We start from the raw sequence: 24,816 nt of genomic DNA, 5'->3' as shown, positions 1-24,816 counted from the left end.
TAATGTAGAAAGTGAGATAAATGATATCTTTAACAACTAATGTAAATATGATTTTGAAACGACTTATTTTGATGATAGCCTTTATAGGCGCTGTTATTCTCGGTGCCAGTATTTCTCATGCCGCGTATATTGCACCGCCATCTACAGTTGGTGAGGCCGTAGTCCTCATTGATGCGGATACAAAGGAAATTTTATTTGCAAAAAATCCAGATAAATGGATGCATCCTGCGAGTACAACGAAAATGGTTACCTTGTTAACAGCTCTAGAACTCAAAGGCACACAACTTGATGAACTAGCAACTATCAGCAGCTATGCAACAAGTATGGAGGAGTCCAATCTTGGTGTACGCGTTGGTGATCAAATCACTTTGGAAGGTGTTCTTGAAGGTATGATGGTTGCCAGTGGTAATGATGCGGCTGTTGTAGTAGCGGAAAATGTAAGTGGTTCTGTAGAAAACTTTGCGAAGGATATGAATCGCGTTGCTGCCAAAGCGGGAGCCAAGAATAGTGTATTCTTAAATCCTCATGGTTTGACGCAAATGGGGCATCACTCCACGGCTCGTGACTTGGCGATGATTGCAGCATACGGTATGAAATACCAAATGTTCCGTGATAAGGTCGCTAATGATTATTATAAAGTGCCTTACCAAAACCGTACGCCAGAAACAATCCGTACTACAAATCATTTCATTCGCAATAAATATCCTGGTGCAAATGGTTTGAAAACAGGCTTTACGAATGCGGCAGGGGAATGCTTGATTGCATCGGCTACACGTAATGGTCATACTATGATTGTAGTTATGCTTAACGATGATAACCGTTGGGATGAAGCAGTACAGTTCCTTGATTATGGATTTAAACTTCGCGGTGTAATTTAGTGGTGTAATTTAGCGATGTAATCTAATTGAGCATGATTAGAGAATATCTTGAGTAAACCTAATATAATTTAAGTTCCATAGTTAAATGAATAGTATTAAAATAGGTCCTGCCATGCAGGACCTATTATGTAATGGGGGACATATGAGTTCATTTTTTGCATTTTTAAAACGCATGCGCTTTATCAATCGATGGAGTCTCATGCGCAATACAGAAACAGAAAATATTCAAGAACATAGCTTAGAAGTGGCTATGGTGGCACACAATTTGGCAGCTCTTAAAAATGAATATTTTGGTGGCAATGTAGATATTAATAAAGTGGCTGTCATTGCTATGTATCATGAAGTGAGTGAAATCTTTACGGGCGATATGCCAACACCGATTAAATATTTTGATCCAAAACTCCGTGAGCTCTATGGTGAAGTTGAAACGTTGGCACAAGAGAAAATGTTGTCTACCTTGCCAGAACGATTACAAGCTATCTATAAGCCTTTTATTGTAGATGCAGAGGAGAGTCCTGAATGGCCCATCGTTAAGGCAGCAGATACAATTTCAGCGTATATGAAATGTGTGAACGAACTCAAAGCAGGAAACGATGAGTTTAAAGAAGCACATGACTCCATCTTAGCTAAACTAAAAGCACTTAACATGCCAGAAGTAGACATGTTCCTTGAAACCTATATGCCTGCTCTTGGAAAAAGTTTGGATGAACTAAACTACTATGAAATCAAATAATGATTAAAAAGAGACGACTTATAGTCGTCTCTTTTTATTCTGCAAAAATATCAAATCTCCTATATATGTGACTATTAGTGGCATATCAATTAATCATTATACTTCGTAATTTCTTGTATTTATACTTTAGTGTAGGAGGTAGTTAGATGTTGTTCTGCTCATCTCTCTCGTTCGAGGAGGTGAGACTATGAGTGATTTTGAAATATTGTCCCTAGTGGTAAGCATCATCAGCTTATTATTCACTTGTGGATCATTCGTAGTGCTTATTTGCCGTAAAAACGAAAAATAGCCATAACATCTTAATAGACGTCACAGCCATTTTACATCTCAAATAAAGTTTTAGAGATGAGCTGGACGTTCCTAGGCATCTATCTATCTCTGTTATTTTATTATATGTTTTTGCTAAACAGATGTCAAAGCCTGTAAAGCTTGTAAAGGTATTATAAAGTATAAAAAATTATAATATCTATTTACGTTCAATAATATTTTGATTTCTTATTAATATTTTTTTCCCGCGCCACGAGAATGCCCGGTGCCCATATTTAGCTTTGAACTCTTTGTTTGTAAGCATTTCTAGTTCATTAATATCGATGTGTGGTTCGATTTGTTGGAACTCGGGAATTGGTGTTGTGGGAATACCTTGATTATGAGGGCACACCTCTTGGCATACATCGCAGCCAAATACTAATGGGGTTTTAGCGATAATATGTTGTTCTTGGTCGGTGAGTTCTCCTTTTTTCTGGGTTAAGTAGCTTTTACAAGTATCATATTTGAATTCTTCGTGCCCTAAGCATTGACCTAGACAAGCGGTAATACAACGATTACAACCCATGCAAGATTGTTCAAGTGGTGTGTTCGGCTCAAATTCTAAGGTAGTTAAAATTGTTCCTATCATAACATAGGATCCCCATTTAGGACTGATAAAACAATTGTTTTTGCCATAAAAGCCAAGGCCCGCTAAGTATGCCATGTAACGGTCTGCCAAGGGAGAGGTGTCACAATGTATAGAAAACTGAGCTGAAGTATTTATTTTTTGTAATTTTTCAATAAGTTTTTCTAAATATTCATTAATGACCAGGTGATAATCTGTGCCCCATGTATAGCGGGACAGATTGGATGGACCATTATGTTCTACGTAGTATGGAAAGAGACAGACAATAGCACTTTTAGGTGTGAACTCAGTTGTTCCTAGTAGTCGTTCCTCCACATCTGCAGCTGTAAATGGACAGGGATTAGTTTCGTACAAAATGGTTTTTGCATTTTCAGGTAGAGGCCAAGGGGCAATACCAAATTCATAAATATGTAATTCTTTGCAAAATTCTTGTAAATTTATATCTTTCATCGTAGATTTAGTAGCGAATAATTGGTAAAATAAAAGTATAAGAAACGTGAGGAATTCTATAGATTCCTGCTAGGTTTGTAGTTCGGTGATATCTGTATTTTTATGGTTATCATCCAGTACTGTTAGTATTAGTATACCATTGAGAGGACAGATTATGTTAGCATTTATGAAAGTATTACAACCGAAGACGGTGGAAGAGGCTTATGAATTAGCCACAAAAAACAAAACTGCCCCAATGCTAGCTGGCGGCTGTTGGTTGCGTTTAGGTCGACGCACATGGCCTGCAGTGATTGATATGGCTAGTCTTGACTTGCGTTATGTTCGTGAAGAGGATAACGAATTTGCCATTGGTGCTATGGCAACGCAAGGTGATGTGGAACGTTTTGAGCCATTACAACAATTCTGTGGTGGTGCTGTTGTTAAAGGTGTTAAGGAAATTGTTGGCATTCAATTCCGCAACACAGCTACTATGGGTGGATCTGTAGCAAGTAAATTCGGCTTTTCTGATATAATTCCAGCTCTATTGGCAGTACATGCAGACATCGTTACTTTTAAAGGTGGCCGCATGTCCATGCAAGACTATATGAAATATAGAGAACGTGATATCCTCGTAGAAATTCGCATTCCTAAAGTAGAGGTACCTGTAGCTGTTGAGGCTCTTCGTATCTCTCGTGGCGACTTCCCAGTATTAACAGGTGCTATTCGCCGTGATGATAAAGGTGTTGAATTGTATATCGGTACAAGACCTGGCGTGCCTCAATTAGCAGAAAAAGCAAGTGCTTTGCTTTCAGAAAAAGGATTGGCTGCAGCAAAAGAAGCAGGTCAATTAGCATCTGAAGAATTAGTTTACCAATCTAACTCTCATGCGTCTAAAGAATACCGAATGGAAATGGTAAAAGCAATGGTTCAACGCTTGGCTAAGGAGGTGGCACAATAATGGAATTAGTACTTAATATTAATAATAAAAATGTAACTGTTAATGTGCCAACGGATGAAATGTTGTTGGATACATTGCGTAATCTTGGTTACTACAGCGTACGTTGTGGCTGTGACACAACAAACTGTGGTCTTTGCACTGTATGGGTAGATGACGAAATTATCTTGTCTTGTGCATATCCTACATTCCGTGCACCAGGTCACAAAATTACTACATTAGAAGGCTTACAAGAAGAGACTGAATTATTGGCGGATTGTATTGCTAGCGAAGGTGCTGACCAATGTGGTTTCTGCACAACTGGCATGATGATGAGTGCTATCAATTTGAAACGTAAAAATCCAAAGGCTAGTGATGATGAAATCCGCGAGTATCTCATCGGTAACTTGTGCCGTTGTACTGGCTATGAATCACAACTTCGAGGGGTTCGTAAATTCTTAGAAGGAGGCCTGAAATAATGAATAAGCACATCGGTAAGTCCTATGACAAAGTTGACTATAAAGGTATCTTGTCTGGTAAACCATCTTATACAGGTGATTTTGTTCCAAAAGATGCGCTCGTTATTAAGGTACTTCGTAGCCCTCATGCACAGGCGCGCATTAAATCTATCGATACATCTAAAGCTAAATTGATTCCAGGCGTTGAAGCAATCTTCACACATGAAGATGTGCCGAATACCCGCTTTACATTGGCCGGTCAAACATATCCAGAACCATCTGCTTATGATGCTCTCATCTTGGATCCTGTAGTTCGCTATGTAGGCGATGAAGTGGCTCTTGTTGTGGCAAAAGATGAAGCTACAGCACTTAAAGCGATGCCTCTCATCAAGGTTGAATACGAAGTACAAAAACCTGTACTCGATATGCATACGGCTATCGACCATGAAACTGTAGTTCACCCTGAAGATGATATTCACAACAATATCCCTGTAGGTCAAGATTACAAACGCAATATTTGCGTATCTTATCATAAACGAGTTGGTGATATTGAAGCTGAACTTGCAAAATGTGATTATGTAGTAGAAGGTACTTACTTTGACCAAGCGACACGCCAAACAGCGATGGAACCGTTCCAAAGCTTTGGTTATATAGATGCATTGGGCCGCGTAGTTATCGTATCTTCCACGCAAATCGTATTCCATGTACGCCGACATATTGCGCGTGCACTTGGTATTCCTGCCACAAAGATTCGCGTAATCAAACCTCGTATCGGCGGTGGCTTCGGTTCTAAACAAACGGCTTGTACAGAAATCATGACAGCGTTTGTGGCATGGACATTGAAGAAACCTTGCTATCTCTTATACGATCGTACAGAAGCGCAAACTTGCTCTACTACACGTCATGCTCGTGAATGGAAAATCCGCGTAGGTGCTACAAAAGATGGTCTTATCAAGGTAATTGATATGGATTCCATTACTGATGCTGGTGCTCATGCAACTCACTGCTTCACTACAACTACAGCAGGTGAGCATAAGTCCATTCCTTTATACAATAAAGCGACAGCAATTCACTACGGTACAGAAGGCGTATACATGAACCATACACCGGGTGGTGCATTCCGCGGTTATGGTGCTACCGAAGCACTGTGGCCACTAGAGTGTGCAGTTAATAACTTGGCGGACAAAATGGGTGTAGACCCTGCTGAATTGCGTCAAAAGAACTTGATTGCTCAAGGTGAACAAAGCTTGGTATACGCTCCAGATGAATATCTTGATTCTGGTTTGTTCCAAGACACTGTAAATCGCGTAAAAGAAATGGCTCGTTGGGATGAACGTCCTCATTCTTGGGATATTGATGAACGCTATCGTGGCGGCCTTGGTATGGCGTTGGCATTGCAAGGTTCTGGCGTTGCTAATATTGACGTCGCATCTGTAGAAATTCGCCTTGGTGATGATGGTAACTATACATTGTACACTGGCTCTTCCGATATGGGCATGGGTTCTAATACAGTGTTGACTCAAATGGCTTGCGAAGTCATCGGTTGTCCTATGGAATACATGACTGTTGTCGAATCCGATACAGACATCGTACCATTTGACCCAGGTTCCTATGCGTCTAGTACAACATACGTAACTGGTACGGCGGCTAAGATGGCTGCTGAAGAATTACGCACTAAGATTATTGCTAAGTTCGCTCAATTCTTCAATACAGATGTAGAAAACATCGACTTTGATGGCGTTGTGGCTACTACAAAAGATGGTTCTCAAACAATGGATATCCATCAATTGGCTCCAAAATTATTGGTAGGCGTTAATGCTGAACAATTGTCTGGTTTTGCTACATGGGGCAGTCATACATCCCCACCTCCATTCATGGCAACTATTGCAGAGGTGAAAGTAGACAAACAAACTGGTAAGGTTATTCCTCTTCATACATATTCCTGTATCGATTGCGGTACTGTTATTAATCCTAAATTGGCTCGCGTTCAAGTTGAAGGTGGCGTGGTACAAGCTATCGGTATGGCATTATACGAAGATGTGCGTTATTCCAATAATGGTCGCTTAGAGACTAATAATCTTATGACTTATAAAATTCCAACCCGTCAAGATATCGGTGAGTTACATGTAGACTTTGTAGAATCTTACGAACCGACAGGCGGATTTGGTGCTAAATCTATTGGTGAAGTTGTTATTAATACGGCTAGTCCAGCTATTCAACATGCTATTAAAAATGCAGTTGGTGCGGACGTTCGTACATTACCTATGACACCTGAGAAGGTATTTATGGCTATGGACGAGAAATATAAAGTATAGAGGTTTCTATTTACTTTTCCTTTCTAAGGAGGCCTGGTTTTATGACATCACAAACATCCTATTGGAATCGATTGATTCAGCCGGGAGTCGTGGCCCTCGTTGGGGCTGGCGGTAAAACGACTGTGCTTTCAAAATTAGTAGAATATGGACGGCTGAAAGGTCAGCCCATCGTAGTTACGACTACGACTCGACTCTATGAATCTCAAGTGGCTCATTATGAACCGATTTATACTCGAAATATTAATGAAGCTGATGAATATTGTACTGATCGTATTTTGCGTGGATATTGTGGTGCGTGGTTCTCTGGCATTACAGGAACAAAAGTGGACTCCTTAGATTGTGATCTTATCGATGGTTTAGCAAAATTGCATCCGAACTGGCAAATTGTAGTGGAAGCAGATGGGGCAAAGGAAAAATGGCTTAAGGCGCCTAAGACGACTGAACCAGTCATCCCATCTCTCACAAAGACTACGATTGGTCTTGTGAATTTACAAATGTTAGGAGCGCCGCTTGATGATGAGCACGTGCATAACATCGAGCTCGTTCAAGATATTGTGAAACGCGATATGGGTGCCATTGTAACGCCACGCATGTTGGCTGATCTTGTGCTCCATAAACAAGGTTTATTCCAATACAGTAAAGGTAAAAAAATTCTGTTCTGTACTGGTTATGAAACGGTGCAACATCGTATCATTGATGATTTTATAGATCATATTGTAGATAGCGACATTTCCGATATCATCTTAGCTGATGGATACAAAGCAAGTTGTGAAATCCGTCGCATTATTCAATGTCGGTAGGTACTCATGACTTATGTGAAAGCAAAATCTAATACCGCTTTCAGTCCCATGAGAGACCCCATAGACCGTCGTCCTTTGCATATTGGCATTGTCCTCCTCGTAGGAGGTCAATCCAAGCGCATGGGATGTAATAAGCAACTTTTACCTTGGCGTGGTAAAACTGTTTTAGATGCGGTCTGTGGGGCTCTTCATTGTGGATGGAATGATTCGGTAGAACTTACTGAATCCTGTAAACTACCTTTTGTAGCGGTTACTGGTGATGATCATGAAAGATTAGAACCTATAGTTACGAGCTATGGGTTTGAAGTGGTTCAGAATGAACATCCTAATCGTGGACAAGGCCTGTCCATAGCGATAGGAGTACGTCATTTGGTAGAAAACTCACCAATACCGCTAGACGGCATTCTTTGCTCTGTAGGGGATCAACCACTACTGACTGGGAATGTTGTACATCAGGTCATTAGTGCATTTAGTGATAACTTTCATTCGAAAACTATCGTCGTCCCACATTATGGGGCGAATTATCAGTCGGGAAATCCTGTTCTCTTTGGTTCGCATTGGTTTGAACCTTTACAACATATCCAAGGGGACCAAGGGGGCAAGACCATCATTCGTGGTGATGGTAAAGACCATGTTATCAAATTGTGGATTCGTGACGATATTGGATGTGATATTGACACACCCGATGATTTTGAGCGTTTAAAAGAACGTGAAAGTGAGGCATTATGAAACCATTAGTGCTTATGCGTGGAGGCGGAGATATCGCTTCTGGCGCTGTATATAGATTGAAACGTGCAGGCTATCCGGTAGTGATTAACGAAATCGCTATTCCTACCATGATTCGCCGAGAAGTATGTTACGGTAATGCCGTGCATCGTGGGGAAATGATTTTGGAACGCTTTGTAGCTCGTCATGTAACCCTTAGCGAAGTAAAGGATACATTGGCAGAAGGTGTTATTCCTGTAGTAACTAGCTCCTATGAAGAATTATTAGATACATTGAAGCCAGCCATTGTGGTGGATGCTATCTTAAGCAAAAAAAATCTTGGTACCAAACGTGATGATGCAGATCTCGTCATAGGTGTAGGGCCAGGCTTTACTGCTGGGGACGATGTAGATGTGGTTATTGAAACTATGCGTGGTCATTATTTAGGTCGCTGTATCTACGATGGCCCGGCGCAACCTAATACGGGTATTCCTGGTAATGTAGGTGGTTATACTCATGAGCGTGTTATTCACTCTCCAAAGGCTGGTCTATTTACAGCTAAGCGTCATATTGGAGATTCTGTACAAGCCAATGAAGTTATTGGTTATGTAGATGAAGAGCCAGTACGCGCTAAAATTACAGGTATTCTTAGAGGTATTCTTAAGAGCGGACTCATCGTATCTGACCATTTTAAATTGGCCGATGTAGATGCTCGTTGTGAAGAATCTCATTGTTATAGTATTTCAGATAAATCTCTTGCTGTTGGTGGCGGTGTTTTAGAAGCCGTTACTGCATGGGATTATGAAAGGAATCAAGATGGAAACGATCTATGATGTGATGAAAGACCGTCTTCAGCTTACAGAAACTACATTGATGGTTACTGTGTTGTCTGGTCCTCGTCAAGGGGATAAAGCAATTTATGCTGAAGATGGTAGTGTTTTGTATGGCACACCAATCGAAGGCTTTATGGTAGATAAAGCAAAGCTTAATTCTTTGTGTATGGTAGGCGAAGTAGAATGTTTTGTACAACCTGTAGAAAATGATCCGTCTGTTCTCGTATTAGGCGCTGGTCATGTGAGCCGTGCTATTACAGATTTATTACTATTCATTGGGTGTCGTGTTACTGTTGTAGATGACCGCCCAGAATATGTAGTTCCTGAATTCTTTGACGAGCGCGTAACTCGTAAATGCTTGCCCTTAGAAAACTTTAAAAATGATTTACCTCTTGATGAATATAATGGTTTTATCATTGTTACACGTGCTCATGAGTATGACAATGTATGTTTAGAACAATTGCGCGATTACTTGCCAACATATATGGGTGTTATGGGCAGTCAAAAGCGCATTCATTATGCATTTGAAGTGTTGCGTGAACAAGGTTGGACACAAGAAGAATTAGATATGGTATATGCACCAATTGGTCTAGACTTAGGTGCACAAACTCCTGAGGAGATTGCATTATCTATCGTTAGCGAATATTTGGCAGTGGTGCGTGGTAAAAAAGGCGGCTCATTGCGGAAAGGTAGAGTGAGCCATGAATCGTGAGTTTATTGAATATTTAAGTGCTCGTAAAAATGAAACACTAGCTGTAGCTACAATTTTATTTACCCGTGGTTCTACACCACGTAAGGCTGGCACATCTATGGTAGTATTCCCAGATGGATCTATCTTTGGTACTATCGGTGGGGGTCGTGCTGAAAATGAAATTCGCCTAAGTGCTGTTGATTCTTTGAATAAAAAAGAAGCACATCGTCGTATCGAAGTTCTTTTAGATGATGATGTAGCTGTCAAAGAAGGTATGGTGTGCGGTGGACAAATGGATGTGTGGATTGAAACACAAAACATCTAAGTATATTAAATTTACAGTGCTTCTAAAATGAGTTAAAATATAAGGTACAGCCAAGTAGTTGGTTGTACCTTATTATTTTGTATAAGGAGCTATTTTTATGCATATTGACGCACTTATACATACCTTTAGGCTTCTTGATATCGCTGATATCTTAATCGTTGCTGTAGGTATTTATTACTTATATAAATTGCTTAAAGATACACGGGCCGTTTCTCTTTTGAAAGGTCTCGTTATGTTGGCAATTCTAAACTTATTGAGTCATTTGCTAAATCTATATGTTATCAATTGGATTTTGCAACAAAGTATGACTGTTCTTCTCTTCGCATTACCTGTAGTATTCCAACCGGAATTACGCCGTGCTTTAGAACAATTGGGCCGCGGTCGAATTTTTAGCAAGGCACAGAATGTTAATGAAGAGGAAATGGACATGGCCATCAATGAAGTGATGGCGGCAGCTCGCGTTATGTCTCGTGAGCATACAGGGGCTCTTATTGTTTTTGAACGTGAAGTGGGCCTTAATGATTTTGTGGACACAGGCATTTTGATTGATGCTGTGTTAAGCCGTGAATTAATTAAAAATATTTTCGTTCCTAGTACGCCACTTCATGATGGGGCGCTAATCATCCGCGATGGCCGTATTCGTGCAGCTGGTTGTTTGTTGCCACTAACTGAAGACCGTACATTGAGTACTGAACTTGGTACGCGTCACCGTGCAGCCATCGGTTTATCTGAACAAACAGATGCGGTCGTTGTTGTTGTCAGTGAGGAAACGGGGACAATTTCCTATACCTATGGCGGTCATATTTATCGCCATTTACCGGAAGATCAAATTAAAGAAGCATTGCGTACATTTATGGAACGCCCTCGTCAAACCATTACTGGTATGTGGAAATGGGGGGCAAAAAAATGATGATACATTTGAAACGCAATTGGCCAGCTAAGCTGTTATCTTTGTTAGCGGCCATCGTCATGTGGTTCTTTATCATGCGTGACCAGAACCCTGTGATGGAGGTAACCTATACGGTACCTGTACAAGTACAAAATCTTGATTCTAATTACATCGTAGAAGATGCTCCTGATACGGTACGCATTGTATTATCAGGTCCTCGTGACACGATTATTACGATGAAAGCTGATAATCTTCGCGCTTATATTGATGCATCGGGTGTGAAACCAGGTCAAAATAATGTGACAATCGGATTTACACCTCCAGCGGGGATGAGCCTTGTTGAGGTTAAGCCTGATACTATAACAATTAATGTAGACGAATATGCAGAACGAAAAATACCAGTTGAAATTGTTCCAATTGGTAAATTCTCCGACGATGTTGCTCTCAAGTCAGTAACTATTGTACCGAAAGAGGTAACTGTATCTGGCCGTAAACAACAGGTTAATGCTGTGAATAAGGTTGTTATGAAGGTCAATATCGCTGGTCAAACCAAGAACTTTAGTGCTGTTAGTACATTAGAAGCTTGGGATGTATCTGGCAATGTACTAGATGTACATATCAATCCAAACCAAGGTCAGGCACAATATGAACTTAACTTATTGCGTAAAGATAAAGCAGTTCCTATTACAGTACCAACTGCGGGAGCGGTAGCTGATGGATATGAAGTTAAGTCTATATCTGTTACACCAACCCAATTGACTGTAACTGGCCGAGAAGAAATGATTGATTCTGTTACAGAAATTCAAACAGAACCAATTGATCTCACCGGTGCAACGAAGGGAATTCAAGGTAATTACAACTTAGTATTGCCAAGCGGTGTTAATAGTAATGTTACAACAGTACATGTTAAGGTAGATATACAAAAGAAAACAACGTAGCTAAAAAAGACCCTAATAGAGTAGATTATATAACTCTATTAGGGTTTGTTTTTATTATTCATATATTAGCTTTTATGGTAGTGTTGTATAATAAAGATGTATGACCATTTTCTAATAGGTCAGTGATAAAGAATTTAGGTCAAATAATATAGATGTAGTCTATTCTGAAAGGATAGCTTTAATAGGTAACATATGATTAGAATAATAAATCTCCGCGTGGCCGTGACGGTCAAGTCGGATATTAAAGAGATTGTAGAAAAGAAATATCCCCAGCTACGTGGCGCCATTGAAACAATTCATGTTGTGCGACGTGCTGTAGATGCTCGTAAAAAACCTAATATTGTATTTGTATATACTTTGTTTGTTGAGGTTCATAAAGAAGCTCAAATCATGAAAAAACTAGGTAAACAAAAGGATGTATCTGTGTTCACTCCAGAAGATCCGGAACCTATCGTATATGGTAATGTACCTTTAGCACATCGTCCTGTGGTGATGGGATTTGGTCCGGCAGGTATGCTTGCAGCCTTTTACCTAGCTCGTGAAGGGTACCGTCCAATTGTTCTTGAACGAGGCCAAGACGTCGACACTCGTAGCGAAGATGTAGAAACATTTTGGAAAGAGGGCGTATTTAAGCCTGAATCGAATGTACAATTTGGCGAAGGCGGTGCAGGTACCTTCTCAGATGGTAAGTTGACAACTCGCGTTACTCATCCTAGATTGCACGAAATCTCCAAATACTTTGTAGAATTTGGGGCACCTGAAGAAATCTTATATAAACATAAACCTCACGTAGGTACAGATAAGTTGCGCACCATGGTAAAAGCTATGCGTGAACGCATCATTGAGTGGGGCGGTGAAGTTCGCTTTGGTGCCAAAGTAACCGATTTGTTCATTGAAAATGATCATATCGTTGGTGTTGAAGTTAATGGTAAGGAGCGTATCGATACGACGGTTGTGCTTTCTGGTGTAGGCCATAGTGCACGCGATACGTATGAAATGCTACATAAACGTAATGTAGAGATGACGGCGAAACCATTTGCTATTGGTGTTCGTATAGAACATGATCAAGCTGTTATTGACGAGTCCCAATATGGTGTAGAGCCATCTAGCTTGGGCCTTGGTGCCGCAGAATACTCCCTTGTGTATCACGATAAAGAAACAGGCCGTACGGCGTATAGCTTCTGTATGTGCCCAGGTGGTCAAGTTGTGGCCTCTGCATCCGAAAATGGGGGCGTTGTTGTTAATGGCATGAGCTTATACGCTCGTGATAGCGGTGTTGCGAACAGTGCTATCGTAGTTAACGTAGGCCCAGAAGATTTTGGTAATCATCCACTAGATGGTGTAGCATTCCAACGTGAATGGGAGCGCAAAGCTTATGAATTAGGTGGCTCTAACTTCCATGCACCAGCACAAACAGTAGGTCAATTTTTAGGGCTTTCACAAGCACCTACCGTACAAGATAGCACCTATAGCTATGAACCAGGTGTAGTAAATTGCGATTTACATGATTGCTTGCCACCATTCGTAACGTCTGTATTAGAGCGGGCATTGCCATATTGGGGACGACGCATTCATGGATTTGATGATCCTGCAGTATGCATGACGGGCGTTGAAACACGTACCTCTGCACCACTACGCATTGGACGCAATTAAGAGGGAGTTTCTCCAACTGTAGGTGGATTCTACCCAATGGGCGAAGGCGCTGGCTATGCAGGTGGTATTATGAGTGCAGCCCTTGATGGAGCTGAAACGGCTATCTTATGTATGGCAAAATATGCAAAACCTAACTAGTTAGTAGTAGAATATATTGTAAAGGAAACCACAGTATAGGTTCATATTGGTACTGTAAAATAATATATCTGTATAGTATCTATATATGTAGTGTATATATTGTGATATAATACACAACAGTGAATATATGAGGACTTGTGACTTTCACAATCCCTAGAGGAGGATAATTATGGCTCGTTTATTTGGTACAGATGGTGTACGTGGTGTTGTTAATGAATTTTTAACACCTGAATTAGCCTATCATTTAGGCCGTGCTGCGGCTACATATTTTGGCAAGGAAAAAGATCATCCTACATTCTTGATCGGCCGCGATACGCGTATTTCTGGCTCCATGCTTGAAAGTGCGTTAGCAGCAGGCATTTGCTCTGTTGGTGGTAATGTTGTCATTGCCGGTGTTATCCCAACTCCAGCAGTTGCGTACCTAGTACGTCAACAAGGTTTTGATGCGGGTGCTGTTATTTCTGCATCTCACAATCCATATCCAGATAATGGCATTAAATTCTTTGATGGCAATGGCTATAAATTGCCAGATGAAGTAGAAGATGAATTAGAAAAATATGTTCGTCAAAGTGCGGACAATGAATTGGCACGTCCTACAGGTGATGGCATCGGTACAATTGAGTACAATAGCAACTTGGCTCATTTCTATGCTCACTTTGTTCGTCACACCATCGATACATCCCTTGAAGGTTTAACTATCGTATATGATGGTGCGAACGGTGCTGCTTCTAGCGTAGGCCCTGAAATCTTGTCTGGCCTTGGCGCTAAAGTAATCAACATCAATGTTAATCCAGATGGCTTGAATATCAACCATCACTGTGGCTCTACACATATTGAAGGTTTGCAAGTAGCTGTGCAACAACATAATGCAGATCTTGGTATCGCTAACGATGGCGATGCTGACCGTTGCTTATTGGTTGACGAAAAAGGTCAAGTTCTCGATGGGGACCAAATTATGCTATTGTGTGCCCTTAAATTAAAAGAAGAAGGCAAGCTAAAAGGCGATACAGTAGTTGGTACTGTTATGAGTAATATTGGGTTCCATAAGGCAGCCGAAGAACTTGGTATGAAAACAGTTTCTACTGCAGTTGGTGACCGCTATGTATTGGAATACATGCGTGAACATGACCTCTCCGTTGGTGGTGAACAATCTGGTCACGTAATCTTCTTAGATCACAATACAACTGGTGACGGTATGTTAACAGCTGTGCAAGTAGCGGCTCTTATGAAAGAAAAAAATCAACCGCTTTCTGAACTTGCTAGCATCATGACAAAATACCCACAAGTGTTAGTAAACGTTCGCGTTGCTACAAAAACAGGTTGGGAAGACAATGATCTTATCAAAGCTGCTATCGTAACCGCTGAAGGTGAACTTGGTGATGAAGGCCGCGTTCTAGTACGTGCATCTGGTACAGAACCACTCATCCGCGTAATGGCTGAAGGTCCAGACCAAGAAGCGTTACAATCCCTATGCCAAGAAATCGCTGATATTATCGGTAGAGAACAAGGGTTGGCAGAATAAAAGTAGGGTGTGAGGCGGCAGAGGAGCTTGCGACGATGAAGCCCACACATCACTTTGTTCCGAGCGTAAGATTTTGCGAAGCAAAATCCACAGCGAGGAACCATCTTTACTAAGATTAAAATAGTGTTTTTTATTATATAATTTTATATAAATTAGTATAGCCCCTTATATATGCTTTCTAGTACATCTCTTTTGGAGTTTACCATGGACATATATAAGGGGCTATTTATTTTGGTTTTGGTATGTAAATTAAATAGATTTTTAACTGTTATGTAGATATTTGAAAATCAAAATCTTGTTATAGAAAGAATTAAAGGAAGAAACAATCTTTTGATGATTTAGAATAAAGTGTCATTTTGAGAACTTTTATTTAATGATTTTTCTATTAATGGTATTAACTCTATATCGGATGTATTTTTATAACGCGAATATTTAAAGCTAGAAGGAGGCATAATAGGATTATTATTTATATCATTTATTATTACTTGGCCTATTGCTTCACCTAGTTTTATTGGTACGGCATTACCAATTTGTTTATATATTTCGCCTATTTTACCTTTAAATTTCCAAGAGTCTGGAAAGCCTTGGATACGTGCGTACTCTTCAATAGAGAGAGGTCTTAGTTCAGTTGGATGTATTAAATCAGTTGCAGGCATTATTGGTGTTGTTACAAGTGTAGGGCTAGGTTCATCAAAACTTAGCCTTCTAAAAAATCCAGTTTTCCCACCAGACATATAATACTTTTTCCCCATTGCTATTTTTTGATCATCTGGTGATAAGGATTTCCAATTACCGCCCTCTGGAATTTTTTTATACCAATCAACTCGTGTTTTGGGAATATCAATATAATGCATTTGTGTATTTTGAATATCTTGTATTGCACTAGCTAAAGTATTCCATTTAGGAAGGTTATATTCTCCGTGTTCTGAGTTTGTAGGTATCAAGTAGGGAAGTTTTTGATCTCCGTATTTGGCTAAGATTACGTAACGTTCTCTTTTTTGTGGCGCACCAAAATTTGCTGCATTATATAAATTGAATGATACAGAATAACCTAGTTCTCTTAATCGTTTATATGCATAATATAGGGCAGCACCTTTTATTGGACGTCCATTTGATTCCTCTATTATGGATGGGGTTGTTTGTAGTCCTCTTACATTTTCTAGTACAACATATTTAGGCTTTAGTTCTGCTATTATATCTAAATATTTTATAAAAACACTTCCTCTGTCATCATCAAAACCTTTTCTGTTTCCGGCTGTTGAGAATGCCTGACATGGAGGGCCACCAAAAATAATATCTATGGGGGTATCTAATGGCAAATTAGCATATTCATAAACAGTTTTTTTATTACATTCCCAGATATCTCTAATAAGACCGATTTCAGAATCATTTTCTACAATGGTAGCTCTCGCTTCTTTATTAATTTCACATGCCAACAATGGGTGGATACCTACGTTTTTCATTCCAATATCTAACCCCATTCCACCACTAAAAAAAGATAAAGAAACAATATTAGGAATTTTTTGGGATTTACGTACTCTATCTGCTGGATCAATAATAACATCTTGTCTTTGCTTATATAAATCGAGATTTTTTTGTGTAGTTGTCCAAATATTATTTTTTAATATTCCTTCAATCTTATTTTCCTTTAGTAATCGACGTGCATATTGTGGTGAAATATTAAGTTGTGTGGAAATATCATCAATAGTCAAAATACTCATTTTATTACCCTTAAAGAAACAAAAAATAGACCCAATGTAAGTATAACATAATTTTAATAATATATGATAAACTTATAATTGAATTATTTTTACCATATTATATGTATTAAAGGGGATGAGATTGATGCCTAATTTTGATTTGGGAAAAGCTATCAGGGAGGATTATAATTTAAGATTACTTGCTATGCGGACTTTTGAAGAGTTAATTCCAGAATTATTAGAAGCTAATACAGTCTATTATGATAATATACAAAAGCTTTTTGATTATGCGTTAAATCATTTGTATTTATTTCCTAATATTCGATTATCTGATTATGATCATATTGAAGATGCTATTAGGGGCTATTTATATAAATGGATTCAAAAGTATATTGATGGGCATAATCAAAAACCCCTTGAAAGTGAGATTAATAGTATTGGTGAAATAGATGAAGCTCTACTTCAGCACTTAGTAGTATACTTTTCACGTGATTGTGATGATGGCGAATCATTAGCTTTAGATGCATATAAACAGCACTTTATACTGATGGGGTTAGAGAATCTTAATGGAAGAGTATTAGAGGAATATCTAAAAACTATATTAGAACCAATTGGGTGGATTTGGTGTGCAGGAGAGGTCTACAGAGCTGTTGACTTTTGTTACATTCTAGAAGATAAATCTGATATCTTATTACAAGTTAAGAATAAATATAATTCAGAAAATAGCTCTAGTAGCGCCATTCGTGATAGCACTCCAATTACTAAATGGAATAGACTAAATAGACCTCGAAAAAGTAATCCGACAAAACCATTAGATAATTGGCCCGAATTGCAAAAAATTGTAAATTGTGATGATGTGAATGATGCGTTAACTGAAAATAGTTATTTAAAATATATTGATGATAATTCCAATATTGAGTTTAGATAAGATAAAGGTTTAACTGAATAAGCTTATATTGAATAGTAATAGCTAATATGTCGTACCTCCTTATGTTGTTTCATAAGGAGGTACACTTTGAATATATTTTTCATTATAACGAGATTATACATATTCAATTAGATATATATAATACGTTTTGGCTATAAAGTGTGTTTGTTTGAACTCAAAGAATATGAAAAACAAAGACCGTATCTGAAGAATTATTAAAAAGATATGCCAATAGAATATAATTATTACTTTGTATAGCTTCTTAAGTCATGAAGTAGATAAACAACGAACAGAAATACTAGCATGTATTGAAGATGTAAAAATAGATGATGACTTTGAGAGTGAAGAAGAGAGGCAAGAGCATCTCCAATGTTGGGAAGATGATTTAGAAAGCCTAAATATATTAGAACATAAGATTAAATATGAAAACTACAGGCCTGTAGTTGAATTAAAACTATGGCCCATATATGACTGCTACTTGATAGACTAATTCACGCATGAACTTTCAGGATAAATTTTGATATACCTTATGCAGCTTTGTATGGTTCTAAATCGGCATAGAAATAAAAGAGGCAACGTCGTCGACGTTGCCTCTTTTATTTCTTGGTTTTATTTATCAGCTACGACAAGTTTATATCCATTCAAGTGAATGTTACTGTTTGTTGTGTCTTCGTTAGTTAAGGACTTTACATAGCTGTCGCCTGTGAGTGTCCAGGTAGAGTCTTTGCTGAGTTTCATTGTAATTTCTTTAGCGGTGTTATCTGTGTTTATAGCGCCAACTAGGCTGGATCCATTAGTCATGTCCAGTGCGACAGTACTGATGGAGTCGGCTACGATGTTACCGTTAAGTTCTTGGTTAGACGCATGGAGTGTGAGGTGCCCGCCGTTTTCACCATCTTTACCCCAGCGGGAGTCTGCTGCTGCTTTCACGAGTGTCGTAGTATTTGGCATTACAATCGTGTTGCCTGTAAGGTCTACTTCAGCAGTGGTGTTGTTTACATAGATGAATGCACCTGTACCATGAGTTGTGAGTGTGTTATTTTCCGCTTTTAAACGAGCGATACCGCTTTCCGCATCACCTGAGAAGCTTTGGTATAGCATGAAGCCATTATCTTGGTAGCCTGTTACATTAGAGTTTGTAATGGTGATGGAATTTTTACCTTCTACGACGCCTATTTCACTCTTGTTAGCTACGCCATTGATGCTGTTTGCTGTAATGTTGCCAGTGGAGTAGATAACAGGGCTACCCGCACCAGAGGTCGTTAGCTTAGCTGCCTCCGCATTAATGGTACCTTCGCCACGGTCTGTAGCAAGCGTAGCAGAGTGAGCACCTTCAGTGGTGATGGTTAAATTTTTACCGTTTACAGTGCCTTTGTATGTTGCATCTAAGCCGCGAGAGGAATCGCCCTTAGTGTGAATATTTGTATTTTCTACATTAATGATAGAGCCTTCGCCAGTGGCAAATACCGCATTAGAGCCAATGCTATTAGATGTAATATTACTATTTTTAATGCTAGTTTGACTGCCTTCGATGCCGAGCACTACTGCGTTTTGTCCGCGGAAGTTACTGTTGTCATCATTTGTGGTGTTGCCTTGTTTATCAAATACGCTGCTATCGATGGTGATAATGGCTTTGTTTTTTCCAATGAAAGCATTTTGGTCGCTTGTAGTATTGTCGAACCGTTGATGTTCTAATGTTTGATTTTCACTAATAACAGATGTGCCTGTGAAAGTACTAGGATCAGCTTCCTTATGAGGTGTTGGTTCATTAATTTCGCCTGTCTTTACATCATCTGGTCTAGGTACATCATTTTTAGGTGTATCAGTATTAGGTGCATCAGCCTTAGGGGCAGATATGCTTTGTGGTGGAACATTAGAATGTACTGGTTCTGCACCAAAGGTAGGGGCGAATGCGAGTGCTGCGAGGGCGCCGCCCGCTAAAGCTGGAACGATGAAACGTCTTAAAGTTTTATAATTACGTGAATGTGTCATATATAATAACCTCCAAATATTTATTGCACGATAAAATCGAATTGTGTAAAATTAAGATTGTAAGAAGTATAGTAATTATCTGTGAAAATAGTATGAATGATACATGGGATTTATAAACAAATATTAACCGTGATGTTTAGATATGTCGATGAGGATATCTTGCTTTCACCATTACTTATCACGTATAATATAGATTGGTATATGATGTATACTGTTAAGATCTGCCGTATCTTATAGAAAGGAGTTCCCTAATTCGTAAAGGCGAATAGCGCAAGTACCCGCGAAGGCAGTCGTTAGGGTAGACGAGGTGAAGAGTAATCGAATCATCAGCGGATGCTCTTCCGGCATATTCATGTCGTAACAGATACTAAAAAGCCCATCGGTAACGATGGGGACAAAGTGTATCTGAATGAATTGTATTCAAATACTATTTGATACATAATTTGAACATTAACTTAGATTGTTAAGTTAGAATAGTAATTTGTTAGCCTTAGTTTTTGGCTGGGGCTAGAATGCCCCCAGTTATAGGAGGATATACTTATGTGCGGTATCGTAGGATACATTGGCTTTAATCAAGCATCTGATTTCTTGTTGGACGGTATGGCGAAGTTAGAATACCGTGGTTATGACTCTGCAGGTATTGCTGTTATCGGCTCTGAAAATGTTATTAAAATTCAAAAGAAGGTTGGCCGTCTTGCTAATCTTGAGGCGATTGTAAAAGCAGATCCTAATGAAGGGACTATAGGTATTGGTCATACTCGTTGGGCTACTCATGGTCGTCCATCCGATATGAACGCCCATCCTCATGCATCTGAAGATGGTAAATTTGCTGTTGTACACAACGGTATTATTGAAAATTACATGCCTTTAAAAGAAGAGCTCATTGCAAAAGGGTACCATTTCAAATCTGAAACTGATACAGAAGTAGTAGCTCATTTATTAGAAGATATGTACGATGGCGATTTCGTAGGCACAGTACGTCGCATGCTAGCTCGTGTTGATGGTGCGTATGCTCTTGAAATCATCTGTGCTGATGAGCCAGATAAAATCATCTGTACTAAAAAAGAAAACCCATTGGTTATCGGTCTTGGCAAAGGTGAAAACTTTGTAGCATCCGATATTCCAGCTATCATTAACTACACACGCGATACATACATTTTGAGCGATGGTGAATTAGCTATCGTAACTCGTGATAATGTATCCGTATTCGACCGTGAAGGCAACCCTGTTGATAAAGAAGTATTCCATGTTAACTGGAATGCGGAAGCAGCAGAAAAAGGCGGTTATGAACACTTCATGTTGAAAGAAATTCATGACCAACCTAAAGCTGTACGCGATACTTTCGGTACACATATCTCTGAAGATGGTAAAACAGCTATCTTTGATGAATTGAATTGGACTGCTGAAGATGTAGCAGCTTTCAATAAAATCTTCATCGTTGCATGTGGTACAGCATACCATGCTGGTCTTGTAACAAAACAATATATTGAAAACTTGGCGCGTATTCCTGTAAGTGTGGAAATCGCATCCGAGTACCGTTACAGCAATCCATTGACTGATGACAAAACATTATGTATCGTTATCAGCCAATCTGGTGAAACATCTGATACATTGGCTGCGTTGAAAGAGGCAAAACGCCTTGGTGCTAAATCCTTGGCGATTACTAACGTAGTAGGTTCCAGTATCTCCCGTGAAGCAGACAACACTGTTTACACATGGGCAGGCCCTGAAATCTCTGTAGCATCTACAAAAGCTTACACTACTCAATTAGTAGCTGGCTTGTTGTTCGCTGTATACCTTGGTCAATTAAATGGCAAAATGAATCCAGCTTTAGGTGAAGAAATCCTTAGCGGTGTTAAAAACTTGCCTACATTGATTCATGAAATCTTTGAAGTAGACGAAGATATGAAAGCCTTTGCTAAGCATTACGGCTTCAAATCTGATGCGTTCTTCTTGGGCCGTGCTATCGACTATGCAGTAGCAATGGAAGGTGCTTTGAAATTGAAAGAAATTTCTTACATCCATGCTGAAGCATATGCTGGTGGCGAATTGAAACATGGTACATTAGCTCTTATTGAAGAAGGCGTACCTGTTATCGCATTGGCTACACAAGAGGATGTATACGATAAGATGATCAGCAACATCCGCGAAGTAAAAGCTCGTGAAGCTGTTGTAATCGGTATTGGCATGAAAGGTGACGAAGAATTATCTAAACACGTAGACCATACAATCTATGTTCCTCGTGCGAATAAATTCATCGCTCCAATCCTTGCGGTTGTACCATTGCAATTATTAGCGTACTATGCAGCGATTACACGCGGCGCAGATGTAGATAAACCACGTAACTTGGCTAAATCTGTAACCGTAGAATAATATATATAACCAACAGTGCTTCGGCACTGTTGGTTTATTTCAATATAGGGAGACTATTATGGCAGTTATATTTTCCGGCATCCAACCAAGTGGTGAGTTAACACTTGGTAACTATTTGGGGGCTTTACGTAATTTCTTAGACTATCAAGATACTGACGAATGTTATTATTGTATCGTTAACCAACATGCGATTACTGTACCGCAAGATCCAAAAGAGTTATTCCAAAATACTCGTAATTTGGCTGCGTTGTACCTAGCGGTTGGCCTCGATCCTAAAAAGGTAACATTGTTCGTACAATCCGAAGTACCTGAGCATGTTAAACTCGGTTGGGTTATGCAATCTATTAGCTATGTTGGCGAATTAGAGCGCATGACGCAGTACAAAGATAAGTCTCAAAAGCAAGGTGACTCTATTCCTACCGCATTGCTTACGTACCCACCATTGATGGCGGCAGATATCTTGTTATATGGTACAAACTATGTTCCTGTAGGTGAGGACCAAAAGCAACATCTTGAGTTGACTCGTAATTTGGCAGAGCGTTTTAACCGTAGGTTCGGTGAAACTTTCGTAGTGCCTGATATCAAGGTAGGCGAAGGTGGTGCTCGCGTTATGAGCTTACAAGAACCAACTAAGAAAATGAGTAAATCTGATGATAACCAAAATGCTACCATTCGCCTTTTGGATGCACCAGATTTGATCGTGAAAAAATTGAAACGTGCTCAAACTGACTCTGATAATGCAGTGCGTTACGATAAAGAAAACAAACCGGGCATTTCTAACTTGATGGGCATTTACCGTGCTATCACAAAAGACAGCTATGAAGCCATCGAAGAAATGTATGCTGGTAAAGGTTATGGCGTATTCAAATCCGATATTGCCGATCTTTTGGTGGCAACTCTTGAGCCAATCCAACAACGTTACAATGAATTGATTACAAGCCCTGAACTCGATGTCATTCTCGATGAAGGTGCTGCTAAGGCTCATGCTAAAGCGAGCCAAATGTACCGTAAAGTTGAGCAAGCTATGGGCTTGTGCCGTAAATAAAATCATATAGTAGACTTTCAATTTGTGAGGTAAGCCATGACGAAACAAGAGGCAATGGAACGCTTTTCATCAGGTGCCGTACAACAGAGCTTAGAAATACATCGTGGAATCCAGTGGACTGGACGTATCGTCGGTCTATTGGTGTGCGTGTTAATTGTGAAATATTTGCCGTCCGATTGGGCTGAGCGTATATTGTATTATCTGTTGTTACTTCTTATATTGTGGACCCTTCATAGATTAGGTGAGAGTCAAGCTTTTATCTGTGAAAAGGGCCTCGTGTTAAAACGTAGGCCTTTTTCTTTTATAGAATACTTTCACAGTCTCTTTCATGGGGATGAATATTTTGTCTTTGTCGATTATGAGCATATTATTGGATTTACCGAGGGGTGGCGTGAATTGCAGGCCATGAATGGTCATGGTGGGATTTATGTCATACCCTTAGATCTTGCACAGGTAGGGTATAAAGATAAAATGGCTATGATTGAGGCTATTCATAAGCATTCAGAGCTTTAAAGTATAAGTATATACAAAGGCTTTTGAGCTATAAAACATAGTATGTAGCATGGATTAATTAAGAAAATTCAAAAAATTCATCAAATTAGCTATTTACAACTTTAACGAACTAAAGTATAATACAATCATCGGGTACAGAGGTGTGTTCTGTACAGCATATAATAGCAAGTAGTTAAAGGTGTAATACACCGTGGAGGATAGTTATGAATTGGAAAAAAATGATGGCCGTTGGCCTTGCAGCAGTATCTATGATGGTATTTGTAACGGGTTGTGGTAGCGATACTAAAACCGCTAATACAGAATTGCCTAAAAAAATCGTTATCGGCTTAGATGATAGCTTCCCTCCAATGGGCTTTAAAGATGATAAAGGCGAAATCGTTGGTTTAGATATTGATATGGCTAAAGAAGCGGCTAAACGCGCTGGCATGGAAGTAGAGTTCAAAGCTATCGACTGGTCCAGTAAAGAAGCTGAGTTGAAATCTAAAAAAATCGACGCTTTATGGAATGGCTTAACAGTATCTCCTGAACGTGAGAAAAATATTTTGTTCTCCAACACATACATGAAGGATAAACAATACATCGTTGTTCGTAATGATGATGACTCCATCAAATCCAAAGCTGATTTAGCAGGTAAAGTAGTAGGTGTTCAACAAGCTAGTACTGGTGAATCTGCATTGCAAAATGATCCAAGCGGTAAAACTGTAAAAGAAACAAAATCCTATGCTGATTTCGTAAGTGCTTTCATGGATCTTGGTATTGGTCGTGTTGATGCCGTTATCGCTGATGGTGTTATCGCTCGTTACCTCATGACAAAAGAACCTGGTAAATACAAAATCGTAGACGGTACTGATTACGGTGTTGATAACTTCGCTGTTGGCTTCCGTAAAGATGACACTGCATTACGTGATAAAATCAATGGTATCTTAGCGGACATGAAAAAAGATGGTACTGCTGATAAAATCGTTGAAAAATGGTTGGGCTCTAGTGCAGACCTAGATAAGAGCGATGCTAAATAGTACAATTCGTGATATACTAATAGTACTATGGTCAGTATGTACAACAGATAATTAAAGAACGAAATGTACACTAGAGAAGAGGCCAGATGCCTCTTCTCTAGTCGTGTTTTGAAGGA

The 24,816-nt window shown here is 39.4% G+C and carries 21 protein-coding genes and 2 pseudogenes; 20 read left to right on the top strand and 3 right to left on the bottom strand.

The genetic code is table 11. The annotated features are described in order from the left end of the window. Positions 1-20: 20 nt before the first annotated feature. Positions 21-878 carry a D-alanyl-D-alanine carboxypeptidase family protein gene (locus tag ACDF53_RS02070; RefSeq protein ID WP_005387733.1) on the top strand — a complete coding sequence of 286 codons (858 nt, stop codon included), beginning with the start codon at positions 21-23 and terminating at the stop codon, positions 876-878. A 142-nt stretch (positions 879-1,020) separates the two neighbouring features. Next, entirely contained in the window at positions 1,021-1,611 is a 591-nt protein-coding gene (gene yfbR / locus ACDF53_RS02065) for a 5'-deoxynucleotidase (RefSeq protein WP_227721163.1), read from the top strand. 466 nt (positions 1,612-2,077) lie between these two features. On the opposite strand, the gene ACDF53_RS02060 is transcribed toward yfbR, so the two are convergent. Continuing rightward, positions 2,078-2,953, bottom strand: a complete 876-nt coding sequence (locus ACDF53_RS02060; RefSeq protein WP_370815330.1) for an epoxyqueuosine reductase — start codon at positions 2,951-2,953, stop codon at positions 2,078-2,080. 154 nt (positions 2,954-3,107) lie between these two features. On the opposite strand from ACDF53_RS02060, the gene ACDF53_RS02055 reads away from it, so the two are divergent. The 12 genes and pseudogenes from ACDF53_RS02055 (at position 3,108) to glmM (ending at position 15,133) form a co-directional block, all read left to right on the top strand. Next, positions 3,108-3,890, top strand: coding sequence for a xanthine dehydrogenase family protein subunit M (locus tag ACDF53_RS02055; protein WP_370815329.1), 783 nt, complete (start codon positions 3,108-3,110; stop codon positions 3,888-3,890). Then, on the top strand, positions 3,890-4,345 hold the full coding sequence (locus ACDF53_RS02050) for a (2Fe-2S)-binding protein (protein ID WP_370815328.1): 456 nt from the start codon (positions 3,890-3,892) through the stop codon (positions 4,343-4,345). Before ACDF53_RS02055 ends, ACDF53_RS02050 begins: the two co-directional genes overlap by 1 nt. Continuing rightward, positions 4,345-6,639 (top strand): molybdopterin cofactor-binding domain-containing protein, encoded by a 2,295-nt coding sequence (locus ACDF53_RS02045; protein ID WP_325192149.1) that lies wholly within the window; start codon positions 4,345-4,347, stop codon positions 6,637-6,639. Before ACDF53_RS02050 ends, ACDF53_RS02045 begins: the two co-directional genes overlap by 1 nt. A 41-nt stretch (positions 6,640-6,680) precedes the next feature. Then, positions 6,681-7,439, top strand: coding sequence for a selenium cofactor biosynthesis protein YqeC (gene yqeC / locus ACDF53_RS02040; RefSeq protein ID WP_298698333.1), 759 nt, complete (start codon positions 6,681-6,683; stop codon positions 7,437-7,439). A 6-nt stretch (positions 7,440-7,445) separates the two neighbouring features. Next, positions 7,446-8,168, top strand: a complete 723-nt coding sequence (locus ACDF53_RS02035) for an NTP transferase domain-containing protein (RefSeq protein ID WP_370815327.1) — start codon at positions 7,446-7,448, stop codon at positions 8,166-8,168. Continuing rightward, entirely contained in the window at positions 8,165-8,977 is an 813-nt protein-coding gene (gene yqeB / locus ACDF53_RS02030) for a selenium-dependent molybdenum cofactor biosynthesis protein YqeB (RefSeq protein ID WP_370815326.1), read from the top strand. Before ACDF53_RS02035 ends, yqeB begins: the two co-directional genes overlap by 4 nt. Then, a complete protein-coding gene (locus ACDF53_RS02025) occupies positions 8,961-9,689 on the top strand; it encodes an XdhC family protein (protein WP_039969565.1) in 729 nt (242 codons plus the stop codon). Before yqeB ends, ACDF53_RS02025 begins: the two co-directional genes overlap by 17 nt. Then, positions 9,679-9,993, top strand: coding sequence for an XdhC family protein (locus tag ACDF53_RS02020; protein WP_024066914.1), 315 nt, complete (start codon positions 9,679-9,681; stop codon positions 9,991-9,993). Before ACDF53_RS02025 ends, ACDF53_RS02020 begins: the two co-directional genes overlap by 11 nt. A 97-nt stretch (positions 9,994-10,090) precedes the next feature. Beyond that, on the top strand, positions 10,091-10,903 hold the full coding sequence (gene cdaA, locus ACDF53_RS02015) for a diadenylate cyclase CdaA (protein WP_105090135.1): 813 nt from the start codon (positions 10,091-10,093) through the stop codon (positions 10,901-10,903). After that, positions 10,900-11,820, top strand: coding sequence for a YbbR-like domain-containing protein (locus ACDF53_RS02010; protein ID WP_370815325.1), 921 nt, complete (start codon positions 10,900-10,902; stop codon positions 11,818-11,820). Before cdaA ends, ACDF53_RS02010 begins: the two co-directional genes overlap by 4 nt. A 192-nt stretch (positions 11,821-12,012) precedes the next feature. Then, positions 12,013-13,611 (top strand): annotated as a pseudogene (locus ACDF53_RS02005) (NAD(P)/FAD-dependent oxidoreductase). 169 nt (positions 13,612-13,780) lie between these two features. Continuing rightward, positions 13,781-15,133, top strand: a complete 1,353-nt coding sequence (gene glmM / locus ACDF53_RS02000; protein ID WP_295869207.1) for a phosphoglucosamine mutase — start codon at positions 13,781-13,783, stop codon at positions 15,131-15,133. A gap of 338 nt (positions 15,134-15,471) precedes the next feature. Here glmM and ACDF53_RS01995 read toward each other — a convergent pair whose 3' ends face one another. Further along, a complete protein-coding gene (locus ACDF53_RS01995; protein WP_370815324.1) occupies positions 15,472-16,854 on the bottom strand; it encodes a DNA cytosine methyltransferase in 1,383 nt (460 codons plus the stop codon). A gap of 124 nt (positions 16,855-16,978) precedes the next feature. Here ACDF53_RS01995 and ACDF53_RS01990 point away from each other — a divergent pair, with 124 nt between their 5' ends. Together ACDF53_RS01990 and ACDF53_RS01985 are read left to right on the top strand one after the other, a co-directional pair. Continuing rightward, on the top strand, positions 16,979-17,761 hold the full coding sequence (locus ACDF53_RS01990; RefSeq protein WP_370815323.1) for a SinI family restriction endonuclease: 783 nt from the start codon (positions 16,979-16,981) through the stop codon (positions 17,759-17,761). A gap of 271 nt (positions 17,762-18,032) precedes the next feature. Next, positions 18,033-18,251 (top strand): annotated as a pseudogene (locus ACDF53_RS01985) (hypothetical protein); the annotation flags it as partial. 119 nt (positions 18,252-18,370) lie between these two features. On the opposite strand, the gene ACDF53_RS01980 reads toward ACDF53_RS01985, so the two are convergent. After that, positions 18,371-19,753 (bottom strand): hypothetical protein, encoded by a 1,383-nt coding sequence (locus ACDF53_RS01980; RefSeq protein WP_370815322.1) that lies wholly within the window; start codon positions 19,751-19,753, stop codon positions 18,371-18,373. A gap of 540 nt (positions 19,754-20,293) precedes the next feature. On the opposite strand from ACDF53_RS01980, the gene glmS reads away from it, so the two are divergent. The 4 genes from glmS to ACDF53_RS01960 all read left to right on the top strand — a co-directional run bounded on the left by glmS (position 20,294) and on the right by ACDF53_RS01960 (position 24,700). Continuing rightward, positions 20,294-22,126: a glutamine--fructose-6-phosphate transaminase (isomerizing) gene (glmS, locus tag ACDF53_RS01975; protein ID WP_370815321.1), complete on the top strand. Its 1,833-nt coding sequence runs from the start codon at positions 20,294-20,296 to the stop codon at positions 22,124-22,126. A gap of 58 nt (positions 22,127-22,184) precedes the next feature. Continuing rightward, the gene (trpS, locus tag ACDF53_RS01970) at positions 22,185-23,171 is read left to right on the top strand and encodes a tryptophan--tRNA ligase (protein ID WP_005387758.1); all 987 of its coding nucleotides are present in this window, start codon (positions 22,185-22,187) and stop codon (positions 23,169-23,171) included. 36 nt (positions 23,172-23,207) lie between these two features. Further along, entirely contained in the window at positions 23,208-23,684 is a 477-nt protein-coding gene (locus tag ACDF53_RS01965) for a hypothetical protein (protein ID WP_005387759.1), read from the top strand. Between the two features lie 203 nt (positions 23,685-23,887). After that, positions 23,888-24,700: an amino acid ABC transporter substrate-binding protein gene (locus tag ACDF53_RS01960; protein WP_370815320.1), complete on the top strand. Its 813-nt coding sequence runs from the start codon at positions 23,888-23,890 to the stop codon at positions 24,698-24,700. Positions 24,701-24,816 lie beyond the last annotated feature (116 nt).

Origin of the sequence: Veillonella sp. (assembly GCF_041333735.1) — a bacterium.
Taxonomy (GTDB): Bacteria; Bacillota; Negativicutes; order Veillonellales; family Veillonellaceae; genus Veillonella.
Note: the sequence above shows the minus strand (reverse complement) of the source record. Positions and strands in the feature narration are given on the sequence as shown.